Source organism: Pseudomonas sp. B20(2017) (assembly GCF_002113125.1).
Lineage (GTDB): Bacteria > Pseudomonadota > Gammaproteobacteria > Pseudomonadales > Pseudomonadaceae > Aquipseudomonas.
Map to the genome: position 1 here is coordinate 180,592 of NZ_NEJP01000004.1, position 20,814 is coordinate 201,405.

Consider the following 20,814-nt stretch of genomic DNA (forward strand, 5'->3'; position numbering starts at 1 on the left):
GGGGGAATGCATTTCAACTGTGGGAGCGAGCTTGCTCGCGATGGCGGCCATCTGGCCGCCATATCGGTTCAGCTCTAGCCCTTGCCTTTTGTGCGGGTCATGTTCGGCCCGCCATTCTTCTCGAGATGCTCGATGATGATCCCTGCCACGTTCTTGCCTGTGGTGGTTTCAATGCCTTCCAGACCCGGAGACGAGTTGACCTCCATCACCAGCGGCCCGTGATTGGAGCGCAGGATATCCACACCCGCCACCGTCAGCCCCATCACCTTTGCGGCGCGCAGCGCGGTCATGCGTTCTTCCGGGGTGATCTTGATCAGGCTGGCGCTGCCGCCCCGGTGCAGGTTGGAGCGGAACTCGCCGGGCTTGGCCTGGCGCTTCATCGCGGCGATCACCTTGTCGCCGACCACGAAGCAGCGGATGTCGGCGCCGCCGGCTTCCTTGATGTACTCCTGAACCATGATGTTCTGCTTCAGGCCCATGAATGCCTCGATCACCGATTCCGCCGCCGTTGCGGTTTCGCACAACACCACGCCAATGCCCTGAGTGCCTTCCAGCACCTTGATCACCAGCGGCGCGCCGTTGACCATGTCGATCAGGTCGGGAATGTCGTCCGGCGAGTGGGCGAACCCGGTCACCGGCAAACCGATACCCCGGCGCGACAGCAATTGCAACGAACGCAATTTGTCCCGCGAGCGGGCGATGGCCACCGATTCGTTGAGCGGAAACACCCCCATCATTTCAAACTGGCGCAACACTGCGCAGCCATAAAACGTCACCGACGCGCCGATCCGTGGAATCACTGCATCGAAACCCTCCAGCGGTTTGCCACGGTAGTGGATCTGCGGCTTGTGGCTGGCAATGTTCATATAGGCGCGCAAGGTGTCGATCACCACCATTTCATGCCCGCGTTCGGTTCCGGCTTCGACCAGACGGCGGGTGGAATACAGACGCGGGTTCCGCGACAGCACAGCGATCTTCATGCAACACCTGTGGAGGAGGTAGATACCGGGAACACCGGCTTGTCTTGTACATATTTGATGCCCGGATTGACCACCAGCTGGCCGTCGATCAGGGCTTTGGAACCGAGCAACAGGCGATAGCGCATGGACTTGCGGCAGGCGAGGGTGAACTCGATCGGCCAGACCCGGTCACCCAGGGCCAGGGTGGTGCTGATCACGTAGCGCACCTGGGCCTGGCCATTGGAACTCTTGATGGTCTTGCGGGCGACCAGCGGCGCTTCGCATCGTCGATGGCGCAACTGCACGACAGTGCCCAGGTGCGCAGTGAAGCGCACCCACTTCTCGCCGTCGCGTTCGAACGGCTCGATGTCGGTGGCATGCAGGCTGGAGGTGCTGGCGCCGGTGTCGATTTTTGCCCGAAGGCCAGCGACTCCCAGATCCGGAAGCGCCACCCACTCGCGCAGACCGATAACGGTCAAATGGTCAAATGTCTTCAATGGAAAAAACCAACAATTAACGCGTCCACGCTTCAGGGGATACCTGGGCCAACGCTTTGAATGCGGGTCTGGCGAACCAGAATCCCTGCATCAGAAATATTCCGCAGTCCGCCAGAAAATCCCGTTCACCCGCACTCTCTATGCCTTCGGCGATGACTGTAACGTCCAACTCCGCACAGATTGTGACAATCCCCCGAACGATAGCCTGACGAACACGGTCACGGTCGATATCGCGGATCAGCGCCATATCGAGCTTGATCAGGTCCGGTTGGAAATCGGCCAGCAGATTGAGCCCCGAATAGCCGGCACCGAAATCGTCGATGGCCGTCTTGAAGCCGAATTCGCGGTATTCACGCAGAATATTGGTCAAATGGCGATAGTTATCTACATGCTCGCTTTCCAGTGTTTCGAAAATCAGCCGGTCGATCGGGAAATTGTGTTTTCTGGCAGCCTCCAGGGTGCTGCGAATGCATAACTCTGGACGATAGACGGCGTTGGGCATGAAGTTGATCGACAAGTGTGTCTGCATATTAAGTTCGGCTGCGCCTTCGATGGCGCGAGTCCGGCAGAGCTGGTCGAAACGGTAGCGGTTATCTTCTGTAACCTGATCCAGCACGGTTAATGCGCCTTCACCGGCCGCACCACGAACCAGTGCCTCGTAGGCGTACATCGACTTGTCACGCAGATCCACGATGGGCTGATACGCGAAGGAAAAGTCGAAGCCCAGCGGCTCGCTTTGCTGGCAGCCCAGGCACCCGGATTTGGGCGAGGTCAATGAAGACGGAAATTTGGTCACTCGATCACTCCATGCCGTTGAACCGGCGAAGATCACAGTTTATCTGGAGGGCCGGATTCTTGCGCCCGACAGAATCGGTAGTACAGTTCCGACTACTGGCTGAACGAGGAATTCATATGGCGCAAAAACAGGAAGAGGACGACAAGGTCCGTCTCGACAAGTGGTTGTGGGCCGCGCGTTTTTTCAAGACTCGCGCTTTGGCCAAGGCTGCCATCGAGAGCGGCAAGGTGCATTGTCGGGGAGAGCGCTGCAAGCCTGGCAAAGAGCCACGCATTGGCGATGAGTTCGAGATCCGCACGGGCTTTGACGAGAAGACCATTGTGGTTCAGGCCCTGTCGATCGTGCGTCGCGGCGCACCTGAGGCGCAGACGCTGTATGCCGAGACCGAGGCGAGTATTGCCAAGCGTGAAGCCGCTGCGGCGATGCGCAAGGCGGGCGCCCTGGGTGTGACCACCGATGGCAAACCGAGCAAGAAGCAGCGTCGGGATCTGTTTAAATTTCGTGGGAACAGTAGCGGCGAATAAAAAAACGCAGCCTGCCGGCCTGGGTTCGAGACCCGCCGGCGGCTGCGTTTTTTTTCAGTAACCGATGATTACTGCGCGGACACCACACTCATCCGCGAAACCACCGGCAGTTTGCCCAGCAGCCGGAAAACCGGCGCCGTGACCTTCAACCAGAAATTCGCCGCGTGATAAGCAAACGGCGTGTAGTAACCCCAGCCCAGTGCCCACACCGCCAGCAGCATGCCGCCGATGTAATCGTCCTGGCCCCAATGAGCACCGGCGACCAGACGCGGCAACATGAACAGCAGTGCCAGGCCCCAGATCACCAGAAACTGACCAGCCGTACGGCTGAACACGCCCATGAACAGCGCCCAGATCAGCAGCACCGAGGCGTGGTCACCGGGGAAACTCTGGCTCGAGCGATCCTTCAGCTCCCAGGTCTTCTCCAGATGCGGGAAGTAATCGCTGATATGCACGGCACCTTCGAGCACCATCGACGGGCTGCTGTGCTGCCAGCCCATGTGATCGGAGAATTTGGAAAACAGCGCGCGGATCACCACCATCAGCAGCAGGATCGAGAAAAAACCGAAAAAGGCGCGGCGCACGTCAATCGCCCTGAACACCCAGTCGCCCTTGATCAGCAGCGTCAGCAGAATCAGGCCGACGATGATGTCGAACGGTCGCAGACTTGCAATTGCCCAGATGTGGAGCCATATGGGGTTGCTGGCCAGCGGTGCGTTGAGTGAGCGGAACAGCCACTCGTCGAAAATCACACACATCATCTGACCTGTAGGCCATAACCAGAAAGCCAGTAGTGCCAATGGCACAACGTTGCTCAGAACCAGCCGGCCGAGGTTCCACCTTGATTGGAACAAACCCGGATTGTTCATAAAATGCCTCCCGTGGCTGAACATCGGCATCAAAAAGGATGCCAGAAGCGCGGGATTTTCATTCTTTGTAACCATTTTGTCATCACATTCAGATACCCAAACCTATGACCGATTTCCTCGATACCGATTACACCCAACGCTTCATCTTCGATGACAGCGACACGCGCGGCGAACTGGTGTCGCTGGAGCGCAGCTACGCCGAAGTGCTCGCCAAGCACCCGTACCCGGAACCGGTTGCGCAATTGCTGGGCGAACTGATGGCGGCCGCCTCGTTGCTGGTGGGCACCCTGAAATTCGATGGCTTGCTGATTCTTCAGGCCCGTTCCGAAGGCCCGATCCCGCTATTGATGATCGAATGCTCCAGCGAGCGAGAAATCCGTGGCCTGGCGCGCTACCACGCCGAGCAGATCCCGGCCGACGCAACCCTCGGCGACCTGATGCCGAACGGTGTCCTGGCCTTGACCGTCGACCCGACCGTTGGCCAGCGTTACCAGGGCATCGTCGACCTCGACGGCGAAACCTTGTCCGACTGCTTCACCAACTATTTCGTCATGTCCCAGCAGGTCGGCACCCGCTTCAAGCTCTGTGCCGATGGCCGTCGTGCCCGTGGTCTGTTGCTGCAGCAACTGCCGGCCGATCGCCTGAAAGACGAAGAAGAACGCGCCGCCAGCTGGCAGCACATCACCGCGCTGGGCAACACGCTGACCGCTGATGAACTGTTGAGCCTGGACAACGAAACGGTTCTGCATCGCCTCTACCATGAAGAGCAGGTTCGTCTGTTCGATGTGCAGAAACTGCGCTTTCACTGCAGCTGCTCCCGCGAGCGTTCGGGCAATGCACTGGTCAGCCTGGGTCTGGAAGATGCGCAGGCGCTCGTGGCCGAGCAAGGTGGAAAAGTCGAGATCGATTGCCAGTTCTGCAACCAGCGCTACCTGTTCGATGCGGCAGATATCGCTCAATTGTTCGCTGGCGCGGGCGTCGAGACGCCGTCAGATACCCGGCACTAAAACGGTTCAGCGCAGGTAAATTCACTGCTCAACGACGGAATAACGCCGTTACGACGGGAGGGCCCTACTCTTTTTGGGCTTTTCTGGCATAATCCGGCCCACTTTTTTCGCGGTAGTAGTGCACGACTTTCTACTACAAAACGTTTGGAGCACACTCGGCCACTGGCCGACGGGGAACCTCATGACGCAAGCCAATAACGCCGTGTACACCGATCTGAGTGTTGATGATCTGGTAAAAGAAGCCCTGAACCGCGGTGAAGGCGAGCTTGCCGATACCGGCGCTCTGGTTGTTCGCACCGGTCACCGTACCGGCCGTTCGCCAGTCGACCGTTTCATCGTTGAAGAGCCTTCCACCCAGGCTGCCATTGCCTGGGGCCCGATCAACCGCAAGTTCCCGGCCGACAAGTTCGACGCGCTGTGGGCTCGTGTTGAAGCATTCAACAACGCGCAAGAGCATTTCGTTTCCCATGTGCATGTAGGCGCGGCCGAAGATCACTACCTGGCCGTGAAGATGACCACCCAGACTGCCTGGCAGAACCTGTTCGGTCGTTGCCTGTTCATCAACCCGGCTCAGTACAACCCGGCCGGTCGCGAAGAGTGGCAAGTGCTGAACGTCGCCAACTTCGAGTGCGTGCCTGAGCGTGACGGCACCAACTCCGACGGTTGCGTGATCATCAACTTCGCGCAGAAGAAAGTGCTGATCGCCGGCATGCGTTACGCCGGTGAAATGAAGAAAGCCATGTTCTCCGTGCAGAACTTCCTGCTGCCGGCCGCTGACGTGCTGCCAATGCACTGCGCTGCCAACATCGGCGAAGAAGGCGACGTGACCCTGTTCTTCGGTCTGTCGGGCACCGGCAAGACCACCCTGTCCGCCGATGAAAGCCGTTACCTGATCGGTGACGACGAACACGGCTGGGGCGAAGGCGTTGTCTTCAACATCGAAGGCGGCTGCTACGCCAAGTGCATCGACCTGTCCGAGAAGAACGAGCCGGTCATCTGGAAAGCCATCAAGCACGGCGCCGTGCTGGAAAACGTCGTGATCGACGACGCCAAGCACGCCGACTACGCCGATGTCAGCCTGACTCAGAACAGCCGCGCGGCCTACCCGCTGGAGCACGTTGCCAAGCGTTCCGAGAAGAACCTGGGCGGCGAGCCAAACGCTGTGATCTTCCTGACCTGCGACCTGACCGGCGTCCTGCCGCCAGTGTCGATTCTCAACGAAGAACAAGCGGCCTATCACTTCCTGTCCGGCTACACCGCTCTGGTGGGCTCGACTGAAATGGGTTCGGGCAGCGGCATCAAGTCGACCTTCTCCACCTGCTTCGGCGCACCGTTCTTCCCGCGTCCGGCCGGCGAATATGCTGAACTGCTGATCAAGCGCATCCGCGGCTTCGGCTCCAAGGTCTACCTGGTCAACACCGGCTGGACCGGCGGCGGCTACGGCGTCGGCAAACGCTTCAACATCCCGACCACCCGTGCGGTGATCGCAGCGATCCAGAGCGGCGCGCTGATCGGTGCAGCCACCGAGCACCTGGACACCATCAACCTGGACGTGCCACTGGCCGTACCGGGCGTCGAAACCAACCTGCTCAACCCGCGCAACACTTGGGCTGACAAGGCTGCGTACGACGAAGCTGCCAAAGCACTGGCCGGTCTGTTCATCGAGAACTTCAAGAAGTTCGAAGTGAGCGACGCGATCAAGGCTGCCGGGCCTAAGTTGTAAGACTTAGTTCTGGTGAATGAAAAAGCCGCCTCTTGAGGGCGGCTTTTTTGTGGGTGGTGGGTTGGATTTCATTGTCAGAGCAACTGCTATTATTCCCGCAGAATCCGCGTTAAACAGCCAGAATAATGCTACTTAAGGAGCCGCGAACTCCTAAGCATTTTCCCTCCAACCATCATGGCCATTGCCGTCTGGTATGCAGCACTCGTAGCACTTCCACAACATTAACTTTGACTGCGTAGATGATGACGTAGTTTGGAGTGACGACGATTTCGCGGGTACCTTCCGCGATACCTTTTCGGTACAGGGCTGGGTGCTGGCGAGCGCTTTCTCCTTTCAGTTCGAAGGCCTCATCGAGTTCAATCGCTGCAACGGGATTTTCCTGGCTGATACGCTCCATGATGTTGTCTCGGTCATCCAGCGCCTCTTGGCGCCAGACCAACCTCATCAACGTACTCGCTGACGCAGGGCATCCCGCTTGGCGGCAAATATCCTGCGAGCGTCTTCATCGCTGACGCTGGGTCTTGGGTCATCAATGCTGATTTGTACCTGTTGCTTGACCCATTCTTCATACGCAGCTGCTTCATGAGCTTGTTTCATCGCTTCGGCGCGATCTGGGCGGGCATAGGTTTTTATCTGAAGAGGGTCATAACTGGAGGCGTCCACATCGAAGTGATTGATGCCCACTCCTTGCAGGTAGGTCACCAGTGTTTCAAACCGCTTGAACAGACGTACCTGGCCACTGCGTTGTGCGGTCAGTGAGTATTCTTTGCTTCCTTGCTGAATCTGAATCGACCAGCCACCGGGTTTGGCGACGATATGTGCGCTACTGATCGAACCGTTCTCAAACAGCCGCTTGAGAGTGCTGTGATCAATGGTTTCAGTGGTCATGAAGGCAAGCCCTTGGTTGAACAATGGCTCCCATCGTACGCAATCAATAATAGTTTGCAAAATTCTGATCCTTAAGTTTCGCGCCGGAGATGTCAGCGTCAGTGTTCGAGATAGGGGCAGGCAGTTCTAGCTGTGAACACGCCTGTCGAGGAGTTCGTCAGGCCGGGGCTTTCCAACTGAGCATTTTCTGCTGGGCGACCTGCAATAGGTCACAGCCGTCTTTGGTCAGCAGGTAGAGCGCGTGGGTGATGTGCGGGATGTCTTCAACGTCGGCGTGTTTGAAGCAGAGGCAGTAGAGAGTTTGCAGCAGGTCGCTGGAGGCGCGCAGGCGCTGGACGGCGCATTCGAGGATGTCTTGCGGGTTGGCCTCGGTGTCGATGACCAGGGGCTTGGTGTCGGTGAGGTTGGAGTCGAGTGGGCGGTAGCGATCGGAGTGGAGCTCGTTCCATGATTTCATTTTTTAGATCCTCAATTGCTTCGAATGAAGCCACCACATCGTGACCAAGCGACTGGAGGCGACTGTGTTCGGGTTGGTCAACCGGTGAGGATCATGCACATACCCGGCACGCTCGAGAGCGTCCCAAACACAGCCACCATAACGCTGCTGGCAATTGAGTGCCGGCAGCATACAGCGGACGCGAATGCATGATCCATTCGGGTGACCAAGCCCGAGCCGCTGAATTGGCAGCGACAGTCACAACTATAGGTTTCGGCCCGCTGGCGCCGATAGAAGACAAGGCGCCACTGCCTGTAGGAACGGGATGCAGATTTGGGCAGGTCGTTCCTACAGATCAATCACGGTTTTCAACGAATCGCCCGATACGCCTCAACATCCAGCACACTCGTGGTCAGCCCTGTCGCCGGACTGTAGATCGTGCCTTTCACCGTCGAGAACGGAACGCCTTTGCTGCCCAGCGAAACGTAGCGCTCGCCTTGATCCAGCTCGGTGAACCAGGTGTAGGAACACTTCTCCATGGCCTTGTATTTCGCTGCCGCGTTGACGATGGCGGCGGTGTGGTTGCGAAGGTCGGCGTCGGTGAGGTTGAGGTTTTTGTCTAGGGCGGTGCCCCAGCGTTTCAGGCAGACCTCGGCAAAGTGGCGGACGATCAGGCCGGGTTCGGCCAGCACTTTTGAACCACTGTTGCCGTCGGCGGAGGCGTTGCCGACCAGGGTGGCGTGACGGCCGGGCATGGGGAAGATGCTGGTTTTGGTGCCGGTCGCGGTTTGCGGGATGACGCAGCTGAAGCCTTTGGAACGTTCATCCCGCGCGTAGAAACCCACATACTCTTTTACGTTGCTGTTGAGCTTTACCCGTTGTTCCTGAAAGTTACCGATGCCCGGTACCGGGTCGATGGCAAAGATATTCACTGGAATGTTTTTCAGTGCACTGTCGTTGAACATGGCATTCGCCAGCATGTGGCAACTTATACCGCCGCGACTCCAGCCCACCAGATTGACTTTTGTTGGAATAACACCGTCCTTGCGAAAGGTTTTGATAATTTGCTCCTGTAACTTCTGCTGCGTAACGCTGCGATCGCCATAGTTGTATTTACGCCACAGCCAGGAACCTTCGACTTTTACATCTTCAATGGGGATGCCGGCGGCTTTTAGGCGGTTGTATTCCGCTTCGGTCAGTTGCTCGCGCTGCCAGTCACATTGGCCTTTGATGATGTTTACCGCGTGCTGGACGTTTTCCTCCCAGCCCTTGCCGAACAAGGTCCCGCTGAGGCCGTAGTCCTTGGATTGGGTGAACAGTTCATCGGCTTGCAGGTTGCTGGTGCCGGGGCCATCGACCACGATCCATTCGGCGAACTCGCGACCGACGTGATGAGAAGCCAGTGTGGAAACCAATTCACCGTCCCAATAGTTTTCGTGGGCGTTATCAAACTTTGTCGAACCTGTACCGCAAAAGAAAATAGTCAGCGTAGTCATGTTTTTGCTCTTGGTTGATGTAAGAGCAAACAGGCTAGTTCCAATATTTGTTGTAATGGAAGCGATGGGTTGTTGCGAACTTTGTAAGTTGGTTGGCTGGCTTTAACTATTTATTTGTTGTCTGGCAACTTCCAGCAAGTCACAGCCGTCCTGCGTCAATAAATAAAGCGCATTGACGATGTTGGGGATATCTTTCACGTCGGCCTGTTTGAAACACAAGCAGTAAAGAGTTTCCAGCAGATCACTGGCGGCACGCAGGCGTTGATCGGCGGCATTGAGCAAATCACCCGGTTTTACTGCGGTGTCGATGACCATTACCGGATTGTCGCCGGTGCAGGTCTTGAGAGGGCGAAAACGAGTATTCAGCGGTGTGAACATGTTCATGATTGAGGCGTGTCCTTTACGAAGTCGCTTCGGCGGGCCGACACAGTGTTTTCAGTTGCGCCGGCCACTATAGAAGCGCGCTGTCGAGTGGGACAAGACAGCCACAATGGACAGAATTCGTAGGGGTTTTTCCGGGGGGCGGGCACTTGCCCTACGCGTTTTTGCGGCTTTTTCACAGCCAAACCCTGATGGGCGAAATTTCCCACGCGTTTGTCGGGCGATTCCCGTTAAACATCTGTATGGTGCGCGCCAGAATCCGTAGGGCGTTTCCAGGCGTCCGACACCGACTTAAAGGGAATTAGGTATGCATTGGCTACGAATGGCCTCGATCGTTTTGCTATGGGCCAGTGGTTGTCGTTTGGCGTTGGCCTCCGAGGCGGGCAATGGACTGGTGCTCACGCAAGTAGAGCGCACCGAATGGCCGGACGCACTCACGACCCAGGCCAGCATCGACACGGCGTCTCGTGCCGAAGTGCTGATGTTCGGCAAGGCACTGCTGGCCAGCGAAGGTCTGGATGAACCCGGACTCAAACAACGTCTGGGCGTGCCGCATGTGCAGCTCAAGTCGGTCCGCCAGGTGCGTGACGGTCTATGGGATCGTCTGTTTACCACCTATCGCAACGCCAGCCAGAACTGCGACGAGCAAGCGTTCTGCCCTCGGGTGCGCAGTGTCGCTGACCTGCGTCAGTTGGCGGCGGCATTCACCGGTGATATCAGCCCGGCCCATGCACTGTGGGCCAGCAAAAGCCGGGGTCTGCATGAGCGGCTGTTGAACGAGCAATTGCGAGTGGCGGTGTTGCAGCCGTAGCGCCAGTTAGGTCGTAAGCGTATGACCCGCTGTCACTGCGCTGGCAAGTGGGGGAAGGTCGCCGGGAAAGGGGGAGCAGCCGCCGAGCAACAGGGCCGTGATGAGAAGAGCGAAGGGCAGTTTCAAACGATTCGACATGTGTCTTCCTTAGTGAGAATCCAGAAGCATCGGCCGTCCTGGCGCGATGTTCGATGGACCTTACACTCGCCATCGTGACTTCAGCGAGGAACAAAGTGTTTCGTTTGTTTCAGGCCATGGCTCAGCATTTCACGCTGTATCATCCCGTATCGATTTGACCCCGGCCTTTTCTCGACTCGCTGCGATCGCCCGCTAGGCTGTTGGCATCACAGCGGTCAACGGAGTGACAGCGAATGCATAACACCCTGGAACAGGTTTTCGGTTATCCACAGTTTCGACCCGGTCAGGAAGCGGCAATCAGCGCCGTTCTCGCCGGGCGCTCGGCCGCTGCGATATTTCCCACCGGCTCCGGCAAGTCCCTTTGTTACCAGGTCCCGGCACTCTTGCTGCCACACCTGACGCTAGTGGTCTCGCCGCTGCTGGCGCTGATGCAGGATCAGCTCGAGTTCTTGCGACGGCACGGGATTTCGGCAGGCAGCATCGATTCGGCGCAGAGCCGCGAAGATGCCAACGATGTGATGGCCCGCGCCCGTTCCGGCGAACTGAAGATCCTGATGATTTCCGTGGAGCGTTTGAAGAACGAACGCTTTCGCAACTTTTTGCAGCAGGTGCCGATCTCGCTGCTGGTGGTGGACGAGGCGCACTGCATCTCCGAGTGGGGCCACAACTTCCGCCCCGACTACCTCAAGCTGCCGGACTACCAGCGCCAGTTCAACATCCCGCAGACCTTGCTGCTGACCGCCACAGCAACGCCGAAAGTCATCGCCGACATGCAGGCGAAATTCGCCATCGCTGAAGAGGATGTAGTGACCACCGGTTTCTATCGGTCCAACCTCAATCTGCTGGTCGAGCCTGTGCGTGGGCAGGACAAGCGTCGACGGCTGGTGGAGTGGATGAGCGAGCGCGTGGGTCAGCCGAGCATCGTCTACGTCACCCTGCAGAAAACCGCCGAGCAGATTGCCGAACATCTTGAGCGCAATGGCATTCAGGCCGAGGCTTATCACGCCGGTTTGCCCCATGAGCAACGGGACGGGATCCAGAAGCGCTTCATGGGCGGGCAGTCCAATTGCATCGTTGCCACCATCGCGTTCGGCATGGGTATCGACAAGAGCGACATCCGCAACGTGGTGCATTTCGACCTGCCCAAATCCACCGAAAACTACAGCCAGGAAATCGGTCGCGCCGGGCGTGACGGGCAGCCGTCCGACTGCCTGGTGCTGGCCAACCGCGACAGCCTCAACGTGCTGGAAAACTTCGTGTATGGCGACACGCCGGAACGGGACGGCATTCGTCATGTGCTGGACGAGTTGCAGGCCGCCGCGCCCGAAGGCCAATGGGAATTTCTGCTCGGGCCGCTGGCGGATCAGAGCAATATTCGTTCGTTGCCTTTGAAGACCTTACTGGTGCAACTGGAGCTGCGAGGGCTGATTGCCCCGCGCTACGCGTACTACGCCGAGTACCGCTTCAAATATTTGCTGGAACCCGATGCGTTGCTTGAGCGTTTCGAGGGCGAGCGCAGGGATTTCGTTGCCGCGATCATCCAGACCTCAAGCCATGCGCGCACCTGGGCCACGGTGAATTTCGAGGCGATGTACGAGCAGTATTCCGCCGAGCGCAATCGGGTGGTGAAGGCGCTGGATTACTTTCAGGAAAAGGGCTGGGTCGAGCTTGAGAGCAAGCAGATGACCGAGGTCTACAACGTCCTGCGCGGCGATTTCGACAGCCAGGCCTTGAGCGCTGAGCTGCATGACTATTTCACCCGCCATGAGCAAACCGAAGTGGCGCGGATTCACGCCATGCTCGAGCTGTTCGCCACCAAGCGATGCCTCGGATATCGGCTGGCCGAATATTTTGGCGATCACAATGCGCCGCAGCAGTGCGGGCATTGCTCGGTCTGTCACGGGCACGTCGCCCGGCTGCCGGCACCTCCGGAATTGCCGGCGCTTGTGGATAAAAATTTTGCGGCGTTGTGTAGCGATTTTATCCACAGGCACCAGCAGCACACTGGCAGTGCTCCGTCGGCGGAGCGGTTGACCCGGTTTTTGTGCGGGATCAGCGTGCCGTTGTTTACCCGGCTCAAGGCCCGGGCCATCTCAGGATTTGCGGCGCTGGAGGAGTATCCCTATGCCGAGGTGCGGGCCTGGGCTCAGGCGCATCTTTGAAGTCTCGAATCCATCTGCTGAATGTCGATCATCACGGCAATGAACTTCAAAAATGCCTGTTGGCTGACTATGGTGATGGCTGTCTTCGGATCGCCAACAAGAGAACAACATGAGCCAGACATCCTTCGCTATTCAGCAGGCCGCCGTGATCGGCGCCGGTACCATGGGCCGCGGCATTGTCATGTGCCTGGCCAATGCCGGCGTGTCAGTGCAGTGGGTCGATAACAATCCACAGATGCTCGAACAGGCGCTGGCCGTCGTGGCCGATACCTACGCGCACAACGTGCGACAGGGCCGGATCGACCAGGCCGAGGCCGATGCGCGGATCGCCCGTGTCAGTGCGGCGCCGGACTATGTGGCGATCCGCAACGTCGACTTGGTGATCGAAGCTGTTTATGAAAATCTTGAGCTCAAGCAGAAGATCTTCCGTGAACTCGACGGCTTGCTGAAGCCCGAAGCGCTGCTGGCGAGCAATACCTCGGCGCTGGACATCGACGCCATTGCCGCCGCGACACGCCGCCCGACCCAAGTGTTGGGCCTGCATTTCTTCAGCCCGGCGCACATCATGAAGTTGCTGGAAATAGTCCGTGGTGCGCAGACCTCACCGGTTGTGCTTGAGGCTGCTTTAGAGCTGGGCAAGCGCATGGGCAAGGTTAGTGTGGTGTCGGGCAACTGCCACGGTTTTATCGGCAACCGCATGCTGCATCCGTATGTGCTCGAAGCGCGCAAGATGTTGCTCGAAGGGGCGTATCCACATCAGGTCGATGCGGCGTTGCAGAGTTTCGGTTTCGCCATGGGGCCGTTTCGCATGTACGACGTGGTCGGCATCGATCTCGAGTGGCGTGCCCGCGAACTGGCCGGCAAAGGGCAGGACGCGCCCGAGGTTCAGGTGGATAACCGCTTGTGCGAACTGGGTCGGTTTGGTCAGAAGTCCGGTAATGGTTACTACCACTACGAGCCGGGTAGCCGTCAGGCCGAGCATGATCCCGAGGTCGATGCACTGGTGTTGAGCGTCAGCGAAGGTCTGGGGTTTCATCGGCGGGATATCGGTTCGGAGGAGATCCTCGAGCGGTGCCTGCTGGCGTTGGTCAACGAGGGGGCGAAGATCCTGCAGGAAGGGATTGCCGAGTCGGCGCATGACATCGACCAGGTCTATCTGAATGGCTACGGCTTCCCGGCGGAGCGGGGCGGGCCGATGGCCTGGGCGGACGATCAGGGGCTGGCCGATATTCACAAGCGATTATTGGCGCTGGAGACCCGGCAGGGCGATCACTGGCGGCCGGCGCCATTGATTGGTGAGCTGGCGGCGCGAGGCAAGGGTTTTTACCTTTAGACTGGGCAGATCACTCCAGGAATCGACACTGATGTCCAACCCGATGCCGCAACGCAGCGATTACCCGCACTTCCAGCCGATCACCACGCGCTGGCATGACAACGACGCCTATGGTCACGTCAACAACGTCACCTATTACAGCTTCTTCGACACCGCGGTGAACACCTACCTGATTCAGGTCGGAGGGCTGGATATCCATGACGGCGAGGTGGTGGGGTTTGTGGTGAGTTCGTCTTGCGACTACTTCGCGTCGATCGCTTTCCCTGATCGAATCGAGATCGGTCTGCGAGTCGGCAAGCTGGGCAACAGTTCGGTGCAATACGAACTGGCGGTGTTCAAGGAAGGAGAGGTGGAGGCCTGTGCAGCCGGGCGCTTCGTGCATGTATTTGTTGACCGGGCATCCAATCAGCCGGTGTCGATTCCGGGCAGGTTGCGCGAAGCGCTGGAACACCTGGCGGTGTGACAGGCAAAAAAAATCGCAGCCCGGGGGAGCTGCGATCTGGCTTTTACGGCAACGAGGTCAAGCCTCAGTCGCGGTAGTAGCGATGGTGCTTGCGATGGCCATAGGCATGACCACGACCTGGGTGGCGGTCACGGTAGTAACGACGATCATCATGGCGACGATCGTAATGACGATCGTCATCATCGCTCTTGTTGCCCATGTAGTTGCCCAGCGCGCCACCCGCGCCGCCGCCGGCTGCTGCGCCGATCAGGCTGCCGGTGGTGCCGCCCATGCTGCGGCCGACCACGTTGCCGCCGGCTGCGCCCAGCGCACCGCCAATGGCTGCTTCGCCACGGCTGCGCTTGTCCGCGCCCACCGCACTACCACCCGCGCCGCCCAGGGCTGCGCCAATGGTTGAACCTGTACTGCCGCCTAGCGATTGACCGACGACCGAGCCAAGAACCCCGCCCAATGCGCCGCCCACACCTGCTTCGGTGGTGCCTCCGGCAGAAGCGAAGCCACTGACCAGGCCAAGGGACAACAAGAGAATCGAGGAGAACTTCATAGAGGAGCCTCAAAGGGATGACGGCGCGATCCTGAGGCTCTGGAATGGGCGTGACAATCGAAATCCGACGAATAACACGACTTGTATACAATTCTGCAACTTACTGATTTTTGGGTGGAACTTAATCGATTTTCGCCGGTCTTTAACTACTTCGGACAGGCCGCTTTGATCACAAAGCGGCCTTTTTGTGGGCGTTTGAAAAGTGTTCGCGCAGAAAAAAACATTGATTCTGCTGCCGCTTTCGCGAGCAAGCTCCGACGAAGGCGCCCGTTCAGGCGCCGTATCAGGCCGACTTGGCCATGATCAGTCCTGTCTCACTCGCCGCTTCCAGGCGAATGGCAATGAACTTCGATGTCGGCGTATGGCTGCCATCGCCGGTGCTTTCCAGCGGCACCAACGGGTTCACCTCAGGGTAATAAGCCGCCGCTTGTCCCGCCGGTATATCGAACGCCAGCAGTGTGAAGCCTTTCACCCGACGTTCGCGGCCATCGTCCCATAGCGACACGATGTCAGCCTTTTGGCCCGGCTTGAAGCCGAGACGAATGATATCCGCCTCGTTGGCAAACAGCACGTCGCGCTGTCCCTTCACCCCGCGATAACGGTCATCCAGACCATAAATCGTGGTGTTGTACTGATCGTGTGAGCGCATCGATTGCAGAATCAGGTCCGGCAGTTTTCCGGTGGCTCGGGTGCGTTCGTGGATCAGGTCCTTCGGTAGCATGTTCGGCTTGAAGTTGGCCCGGCCCGAGGTGGTGTTCCATTTGCGTGCACCGGCGCTGTTGCCCAGGTAGAATCCGCCCGGATTCTTGACCTTTTCATTGAAGTCCTTGAAGCCCGGAATGGTGTCGGCGATCAGTTCGCGGATGCGCCGGTAGTCGGCCACCAGCCAGTTCCAGTCCACCGGTTTGCTGCCCAGGGTCGCGGCGGCGATGCCGGCGATGATCGACGGCTCCGAGCGCATCTGGTTCGACAGCGGCTGCAACTGACCGTTGGAGGCGTGCACCATGCTGAACGAGTCTTCCACAGTGACAGCCTGCGGGCCTTCGGTCTGGATGTCGATGTCGGTACGGCCCAGGCACGGCAGGATCAACGCGTCCTTGCCGTGAGCCAGGTGGCTGCGGTTGAGCTTGGTGCTGATCTGCACGGTCAGATCGCAGTTGCTCAGGGCCTGGAAGGTACGCGGGCTGTCCGGCGTGGCTTGGGCGAAGTTGCCGCCCAGCCCGATGAACACTTTGGCGCGACCTTCGGCCATCGCGTGAATCGCTTCGACCACGTTGTGCCCGTTGTGGCGCGGCACCTTGAACTGGAAGCGGCGCTCCAGGGAATCGAGGAACGCCACTGGCGGACGCTCGTTGATGCCCATGGTGCGGTCACCCTGCACGTTACTGTGGCCGCGTACCGGGCACAGACCGGCGCCGGGCTTGCCGATGTTGCCGCGCAGCAGCATCAGGTTGGCGATTTCCTGGATGGTCGGCACCGAATGACGGTGCTGGGTGATGCCCATCGCCCAGCACATGATTACGTTCTTGCCTTTGGCGTACATGCGCGCCGCCTGTTCGATTTCCACCAGGGTCAGGCCGGACTGCGTGACGATTTGCTCCCAAGGAGTGTCGTCAATGACACCGATGTACTCGAGCACGTTGACGCTGTGTTCATTGAGGAAGTCGTGATCAAACACCGCCGGCGCACCGGCCTTCTGCGCATCGCGTTCCCATTGCAGCAGAAACTTGGCCATGCCGCGCAGTACCGCCATGTCGCCGCCCAGTGCCGGGCGGAAATACGCGGTGTTGGTCGGCTTGTCGCCGTTGGTGAGCATTTCGATCGGATGCTGCGGATGCTGGAAGCGTTCCAGACCACGCTCTTTCAGCGGGTTGATGCACACCACCTGAGCACCGCGCTTCACCGCTTCGCGCAGCGGTTCGAGCATGCGTGGATGGTTGGTGCCGGGGTTCTGGCCCCAGACGAAAATCGCATCGGCGTGTTCGAAATCGTCGAAGGTCACGGTGCCTTTGCCGACGCCGACACTCTGCGCCAGGGCCACGCCGCTGGCCTCGTGGCACATGTTCGAGCAGTCGGGGAAGTTGTTGGTGCCGAAGGCGCGCACGAACAGTTGATACAGGTACGCCGCTTCGTTGCTGGCGCGGCCCGAGGTGTAGAACTCGGCCTGATCCGGGCTCGACAGCGCTTGCAGGTGTTTGCCGATCAGCGCGTAGGCATCGTCCCAGCTGATGGGTTTGTAGCGGTCGGTTTCGGCGTCATACACCAGCGGTTCGGTCAGACGACCTTGATATTCAAGCCAGTAGTCGCTCTGTTCCAGCAACGAGGTGACACTGTGCTTGGCGAAGAACTTGCCGTCGACCCGACGCTTGGTCGCTTCCCAGTTCACTGCCTTGGCGCCGTTCTCGCAGAACTTGACCATGCCGCTTTCCGGCGAATCACCCCAGGCACAGCCCGGGCAGTCGAAGCCGCCGTTCTGGTTGGTCTTGAGCATCATGCGCAGGTTTTTCAGCGCGTTGTCGCTGGTCAGCCAGGCCTGGGCCACGCTGATCAGTGCGCCCCAGCCACCGGCCGGGCCCTTGTAAGGCTTGTAGCGCGGAACGGGTTTCTGGTCGGCTTGATGATGTTGGCTCACGGGTGTTTCTCCATTTCTGGGCTATACACCCGCGGCGCGTTTTTCTGCGGCAGGTGAATGAGATTGAGGTTGTGGCGTCGCGCCCATTGCACGGCGAGACCGGTAGGCGCGGACAGGCTGACCAGGGTCTGAATCCCGGCCCGCAGAACTTTCTGGATCAATTCGAGACTGCAACGGCTGGTGACAATCGCCAGCCCGCCGGCTGTGGATATCTTTTGCCGGATCAGGCCGCCGATCAGTTTGTCGAGGGCGTTGTGCCGGCCGATGTCTTCGCGGCCCAGCAGCAATTCACCGCTGGCGTTCATGAACACCGCCGCGTGCACCGCGCCGCAATGCTGGCCCAGTGGCTGGAACGCGCCGATGCGCTGGCGCAGACCGTCGAGCCATTCGATGGGCGGCAAGGGGGCGCCGGGTAAAACCTTGAGATCAGGCAGCGCCTGTTCCACCGCTTCCACGCCGCACAACCCGCAACCGCTGGTGCCGGCCAGTTGCCGACGCTGTTGCTTGAGGTTCCAGAAGGCGCGGTTGGCGATGGTGACTTGTGCGTATTGCGCCGAGCCCGAACCGGTCAGTTGCAGATCATAGATATCCGAGGCGTCTTCGATAATGCCGCTGCCGAGACTGAAACCGACGATGAAGTCTTCAAGATCTGTGGGCGTGACCAGCATCACAGCCTGGCTGATGCCGTTGTAGGCAATCGCCAACGCGACTTCTTCGGCCAGCGCGGTGCTGGCCGATTCCGCGAGGGGGAGATCGCTGTAACTGTAAGTTTGACTGGCGGCAGGCGCGGGCGTTTCGAGAGCGGGCGCCGCGCAGGCCGGGCGCTTGGCGTTCATGGCATCACCAACGGATTGATCAACGCTAAGACTAGGCGCGGCAAACTGTCGCGTCTAATCGCTAGTTTCGATCTCCCGATAGATGCTGTCGATCAAGAGTCGGCTGGTGATTTCTGATAAATCGCGAAACAGGCCTCGGCCAACGCCGATCGAGGCGCACCGCGGCGCATGATCAGGCCCAGCCGGGCGAGCGTCTGAGCGCTTTCGATAGGTTGCAGGCGCAAGTGATCGGTCAGGTTTTCCAGACCACCGTCCAATGGCATCACTGCGCAGCAAAGACCACCGTGCACGGCTTGCAACAATTGGTGGACGGCGTCGGTTTGCAGCAACGGCTGTGGTGTCAGGCCTCGGCTGTGGAAGTTGTGGTCGATGGACTGACGAAAGTGCATGCCGCTGGTGAGCATGCCGAGCGGCAGTTCGATCAGAGATTCCCAGCTCAGCGGCGCCTCGCTGAAGTTGAAGAAGCGCTGGTCATAGAGCAGGCCCATCCGGGTTTCGCTGAAGGCCAGGGATTCGAATCGTTCACTGTCGAGGCGTTCCAGATAAGACACGCCAATATCGATGCGATTGTTCGCCAGTTGCTCCAGCACTTGCTCCGAGCTCAGCGATGACAGCTCAAAACGCAGGTTCGGGTGTTCGGCATGCAGGCGTTGCATCAGGGGCAATGCGTCGAAGCTCGACAGCGGCACCACCCCCAGCCGCAATGTGCCGATCAGGTTGCCGCGACAAGCTGCGGCTTCGGCCTGCAAGCCATCGTAAGCCGCCAGTACTGTGCGGGCCCAGGCCAGCACTCTCTCGCCGGGTGCCGTGAATCCTTCGAATCGCTGACCACGATTGACCAGCGGCAGATCGAGCTCTTCTTCGAGGCTGCGCAGACGCATCGACAGGGTTGGCTGGGTGATGTGACAGCGCGCGGCGGCCTGGCCGAAATGGCGGGTTTCGTCGAGGGCGATGAGGAATTTCAGCTGCTTGATGTCCATCTTCGTTCCGGGGCGCTGGCAAGAGTGGGTGATTCTACCGCTTGCGCGGGGGCAGGGTCATTGGTCGGGCCGCAACCGGGTTTGTCCGGCGTGGTCTAGGCTTGGGCGTCTGGAACTTAAATCAAGGAGTGTGCGCTATGAGTCTTTTGAGCTTTGTGAAAGAGGCCGGTGAGAAGTTGCTCGACCTGTTGACTCCCGGCAACGCCAATGCCAGCGACCAACTGAAGGAGCACATCAGCAAGGTCGGGTTGGGTAACCCGAATGTCCAGGCGACCGTGGACGGTGACAAGGTGACGGTCACCGGTGAAGTGTCGAGCCAGGAAGAGAAAGAGAAAATTCTGCTGGCAGTGGGCAACATTGCCGGTGTCGGCAGTGTCGATGACCAGATCACCGTGACCGGGCCGGTTGTGGCGGCGGCGCGTTTTGTGGTCGTGAAGAAGGGCGACACTCTCAGCGCGATTTCCCTGGCGGTGTATGGCAACGCCAACCAGTACAACAAGATTTTCGAGGCCAACAAGCCACTGCTGTCACACCCGGACAAGATTTATCCGGGGCAGACGCTGCGTATTCCCGAGTAACCGCAGATACCGCTATCGCGAGCAGGCTCGCTCCCACATTGGAATGCATTTCAATCGTGTGAGCGAGCCTGCTCGCGATGGGGCGATGCGGTTTAGAGGCCGGCAATCAAATCCCGATAATCCTCGACTGCCGAAAACTCCCCGGTGTCCTTCGGCCCTTTGCGGCTGTCCGGCTCCTTCACGGCCAACAGATGCGCCACGCCGAAATTTTGCGCACTGCGCAGGATCGGCAAGGTGTCATCAATGAACAGGCTGCGTGCCGGGTCAAAACCGATATCGGCCTGCAAGGCGTCCCAGAATTGCGGGTTCTCCTTGGGAAAACCGTAATCGTGGGAGCTGATCAGCCGCTCAAAATACGGCGCCAGTTCGATTCGCTCCAGTTTCAGCGACAGTGAATCGCGGTGCGCGTTGGTGATCATCACCACGCGTTTGCCAGCTCGTTTGATTGCTTCCAGAAAGGTATCTGCGTCCGGGCGCAGGGCAATCAGGTGGGCGGTTTCCAGTTTCAGTTCACGCACCGACAGCTTCAGTTCCGCGCTCCAGAAATCCAGGCAGTACCACTGCAATTGACCGGCATGGCGCGCGAACAGCGGCTGCAATTCCATTTCCGCCATGGCCCGGCTCACGCCATGCAGTTCGGCGTAGCGTTGCGGCAAGTGTTCCAGCCAGAAGTGGTTGTCGAAGTGCAGGTCGAGCAACGTGCCGTCCATGTCCAGCAGAACGGTATCGATGTCGGACCACGGTAATGAAGGCATGGCAAC

General features: G+C 59.0%; 22 protein-coding genes. 8 read left to right on the forward strand and 14 right to left on the reverse strand.

Annotated features, from left to right (window positions below; genetic code table 11):
* Nucleotides 1–74 precede the first annotated feature (74 nt).
* The 3 genes from rimK to CAF63_RS07760 are packed head-to-tail and all read right to left on the reverse strand — an operon-like array spanning nucleotide 75 to nucleotide 2,252.
* Entirely contained in the window at nucleotides 75–980 is a 906-nt protein-coding gene (gene rimK / locus CAF63_RS07750) for a 30S ribosomal protein S6--L-glutamate ligase (RefSeq protein ID WP_065257794.1), read from the reverse strand.
* Entirely contained in the window at nucleotides 977–1,423 is a 447-nt protein-coding gene (locus tag CAF63_RS07755; RefSeq protein WP_170844915.1) for an ATP-dependent zinc protease, read from the reverse strand. Before CAF63_RS07755 ends, rimK begins: the two co-directional genes overlap by 4 nt.
* A gap of 49 nt (nucleotides 1,424–1,472) precedes the next feature.
* The gene (locus CAF63_RS07760; protein WP_085684163.1) at nucleotides 1,473–2,252 is read right to left on the reverse strand and encodes an EAL domain-containing protein; all 780 of its coding nucleotides are present in this window, start codon (nucleotides 2,250–2,252) and stop codon (nucleotides 1,473–1,475) included.
* A gap of 116 nt (nucleotides 2,253–2,368) precedes the next feature.
* Between CAF63_RS07760 and CAF63_RS07765 the strand changes: the two genes are divergently transcribed.
* Nucleotides 2,369–2,776, forward strand: a complete 408-nt coding sequence (locus CAF63_RS07765; RefSeq protein ID WP_085684161.1) for an RNA-binding S4 domain-containing protein — start codon at nucleotides 2,369–2,371, stop codon at nucleotides 2,774–2,776.
* A gap of 68 nt (nucleotides 2,777–2,844) precedes the next feature.
* Here CAF63_RS07765 and CAF63_RS07770 read toward each other — a convergent pair whose 3' ends face one another.
* On the reverse strand, nucleotides 2,845–3,645 hold the full coding sequence (locus CAF63_RS07770; RefSeq protein ID WP_085684159.1) for a phosphatase PAP2 family protein: 801 nt from the start codon (nucleotides 3,643–3,645) through the stop codon (nucleotides 2,845–2,847).
* A gap of 104 nt (nucleotides 3,646–3,749) precedes the next feature.
* Here CAF63_RS07770 and hslO point away from each other — a divergent pair, with 104 nt between their 5' ends.
* Both hslO and CAF63_RS07780 read left to right on the forward strand, forming a co-directional pair.
* Complete coding sequence (hslO, locus tag CAF63_RS07775; protein ID WP_085684157.1) at nucleotides 3,750–4,652, forward strand: Hsp33 family molecular chaperone HslO; 903 nt, start codon at nucleotides 3,750–3,752, stop codon at nucleotides 4,650–4,652.
* A gap of 181 nt (nucleotides 4,653–4,833) precedes the next feature.
* Nucleotides 4,834–6,375: a phosphoenolpyruvate carboxykinase gene (locus tag CAF63_RS07780; RefSeq protein WP_007952682.1), complete on the forward strand. Its 1,542-nt coding sequence runs from the start codon at nucleotides 4,834–4,836 to the stop codon at nucleotides 6,373–6,375.
* Between the two features lie 172 nt (nucleotides 6,376–6,547).
* On the opposite strand, the gene CAF63_RS07785 is transcribed toward CAF63_RS07780, so the two are convergent.
* The 5 genes from CAF63_RS07785 to CAF63_RS07805 form a co-directional block, all read right to left on the reverse strand.
* Nucleotides 6,548–6,820 carry a type II toxin-antitoxin system RelE/ParE family toxin gene (locus tag CAF63_RS07785; RefSeq protein ID WP_085684155.1) on the reverse strand — a complete coding sequence of 91 codons (273 nt, stop codon included), beginning with the start codon at nucleotides 6,818–6,820 and terminating at the stop codon, nucleotides 6,548–6,550.
* On the reverse strand, nucleotides 6,820–7,263 hold the full coding sequence (locus tag CAF63_RS07790; protein WP_085684408.1) for a hypothetical protein: 444 nt from the start codon (nucleotides 7,261–7,263) through the stop codon (nucleotides 6,820–6,822). Before CAF63_RS07790 ends, CAF63_RS07785 begins: the two co-directional genes overlap by 1 nt.
* 157 nt (nucleotides 7,264–7,420) lie before the next feature.
* The gene (locus tag CAF63_RS07795) at nucleotides 7,421–7,720 is read right to left on the reverse strand and encodes a hypothetical protein (protein WP_085684153.1); all 300 of its coding nucleotides are present in this window, start codon (nucleotides 7,718–7,720) and stop codon (nucleotides 7,421–7,423) included.
* A 347-nt stretch (nucleotides 7,721–8,067) separates the two neighbouring features.
* Nucleotides 8,068–9,195 (reverse strand): hypothetical protein, encoded by a 1,128-nt coding sequence (locus CAF63_RS07800; protein WP_085684151.1) that lies wholly within the window; start codon nucleotides 9,193–9,195, stop codon nucleotides 8,068–8,070.
* 102 nt (nucleotides 9,196–9,297) lie between these two features.
* Nucleotides 9,298–9,579, reverse strand: coding sequence for a hypothetical protein (locus tag CAF63_RS07805; RefSeq protein ID WP_085684149.1), 282 nt, complete (start codon nucleotides 9,577–9,579; stop codon nucleotides 9,298–9,300).
* A 304-nt stretch (nucleotides 9,580–9,883) separates the two neighbouring features.
* On the opposite strand from CAF63_RS07805, the gene CAF63_RS07810 reads away from it, so the two are divergent.
* The 4 genes from CAF63_RS07810 (at nucleotide 9,884) to CAF63_RS07825 (ending at nucleotide 14,483) form a co-directional block, all read left to right on the forward strand.
* Nucleotides 9,884–10,387, forward strand: coding sequence for a polysaccharide deacetylase (locus CAF63_RS07810; protein WP_085684147.1), 504 nt, complete (start codon nucleotides 9,884–9,886; stop codon nucleotides 10,385–10,387).
* Between the two features lie 371 nt (nucleotides 10,388–10,758).
* On the forward strand, nucleotides 10,759–12,687 hold the full coding sequence (locus CAF63_RS07815) for an ATP-dependent DNA helicase RecQ (RefSeq protein WP_085684145.1): 1,929 nt from the start codon (nucleotides 10,759–10,761) through the stop codon (nucleotides 12,685–12,687).
* A gap of 109 nt (nucleotides 12,688–12,796) precedes the next feature.
* Entirely contained in the window at nucleotides 12,797–14,020 is a 1,224-nt protein-coding gene (locus CAF63_RS07820) for a 3-hydroxyacyl-CoA dehydrogenase (protein ID WP_085684143.1), read from the forward strand.
* A gap of 31 nt (nucleotides 14,021–14,051) precedes the next feature.
* Nucleotides 14,052–14,483: a thioesterase family protein gene (locus CAF63_RS07825; protein WP_085684141.1), complete on the forward strand. Its 432-nt coding sequence runs from the start codon at nucleotides 14,052–14,054 to the stop codon at nucleotides 14,481–14,483.
* Between the two features lie 64 nt (nucleotides 14,484–14,547).
* Here CAF63_RS07825 and CAF63_RS07830 read toward each other — a convergent pair whose 3' ends face one another.
* From CAF63_RS07830 to CAF63_RS07845, 4 genes are all read right to left on the reverse strand, one after another.
* Complete coding sequence (locus tag CAF63_RS07830) at nucleotides 14,548–15,027, reverse strand: YMGG-like glycine zipper-containing protein (RefSeq protein ID WP_011331978.1); 480 nt, start codon at nucleotides 15,025–15,027, stop codon at nucleotides 14,548–14,550.
* Between the two features lie 283 nt (nucleotides 15,028–15,310).
* Complete coding sequence (locus CAF63_RS07835) at nucleotides 15,311–17,659, reverse strand: FdhF/YdeP family oxidoreductase (protein ID WP_085684139.1); 2,349 nt, start codon at nucleotides 17,657–17,659, stop codon at nucleotides 15,311–15,313.
* Complete coding sequence (gene fdhD, locus CAF63_RS07840) at nucleotides 17,656–18,495, reverse strand: formate dehydrogenase accessory sulfurtransferase FdhD (protein WP_085684137.1); 840 nt, start codon at nucleotides 18,493–18,495, stop codon at nucleotides 17,656–17,658. Before fdhD ends, CAF63_RS07835 begins: the two co-directional genes overlap by 4 nt.
* Before the next feature lie 92 nt (nucleotides 18,496–18,587).
* Entirely contained in the window at nucleotides 18,588–19,475 is an 888-nt protein-coding gene (locus CAF63_RS07845) for a LysR family transcriptional regulator (RefSeq protein ID WP_085684135.1), read from the reverse strand.
* Nucleotides 19,476–19,612: 137 nt separating this feature from the next.
* Here CAF63_RS07845 and lysM point away from each other — a divergent pair, with 137 nt between their 5' ends.
* Nucleotides 19,613–20,053, forward strand: coding sequence for a peptidoglycan-binding protein LysM (gene lysM, locus CAF63_RS07850; protein ID WP_085684133.1), 441 nt, complete (start codon nucleotides 19,613–19,615; stop codon nucleotides 20,051–20,053).
* 92 nt (nucleotides 20,054–20,145) lie between these two features.
* Here the strand turns inward: lysM and yrfG are convergent, their stop codons facing one another.
* Nucleotides 20,146–20,808 (reverse strand): GMP/IMP nucleotidase, encoded by a 663-nt coding sequence (yrfG, locus tag CAF63_RS07855; RefSeq protein WP_085684131.1) that lies wholly within the window; start codon nucleotides 20,806–20,808, stop codon nucleotides 20,146–20,148.
* Nucleotides 20,809–20,814 lie beyond the last annotated feature (6 nt).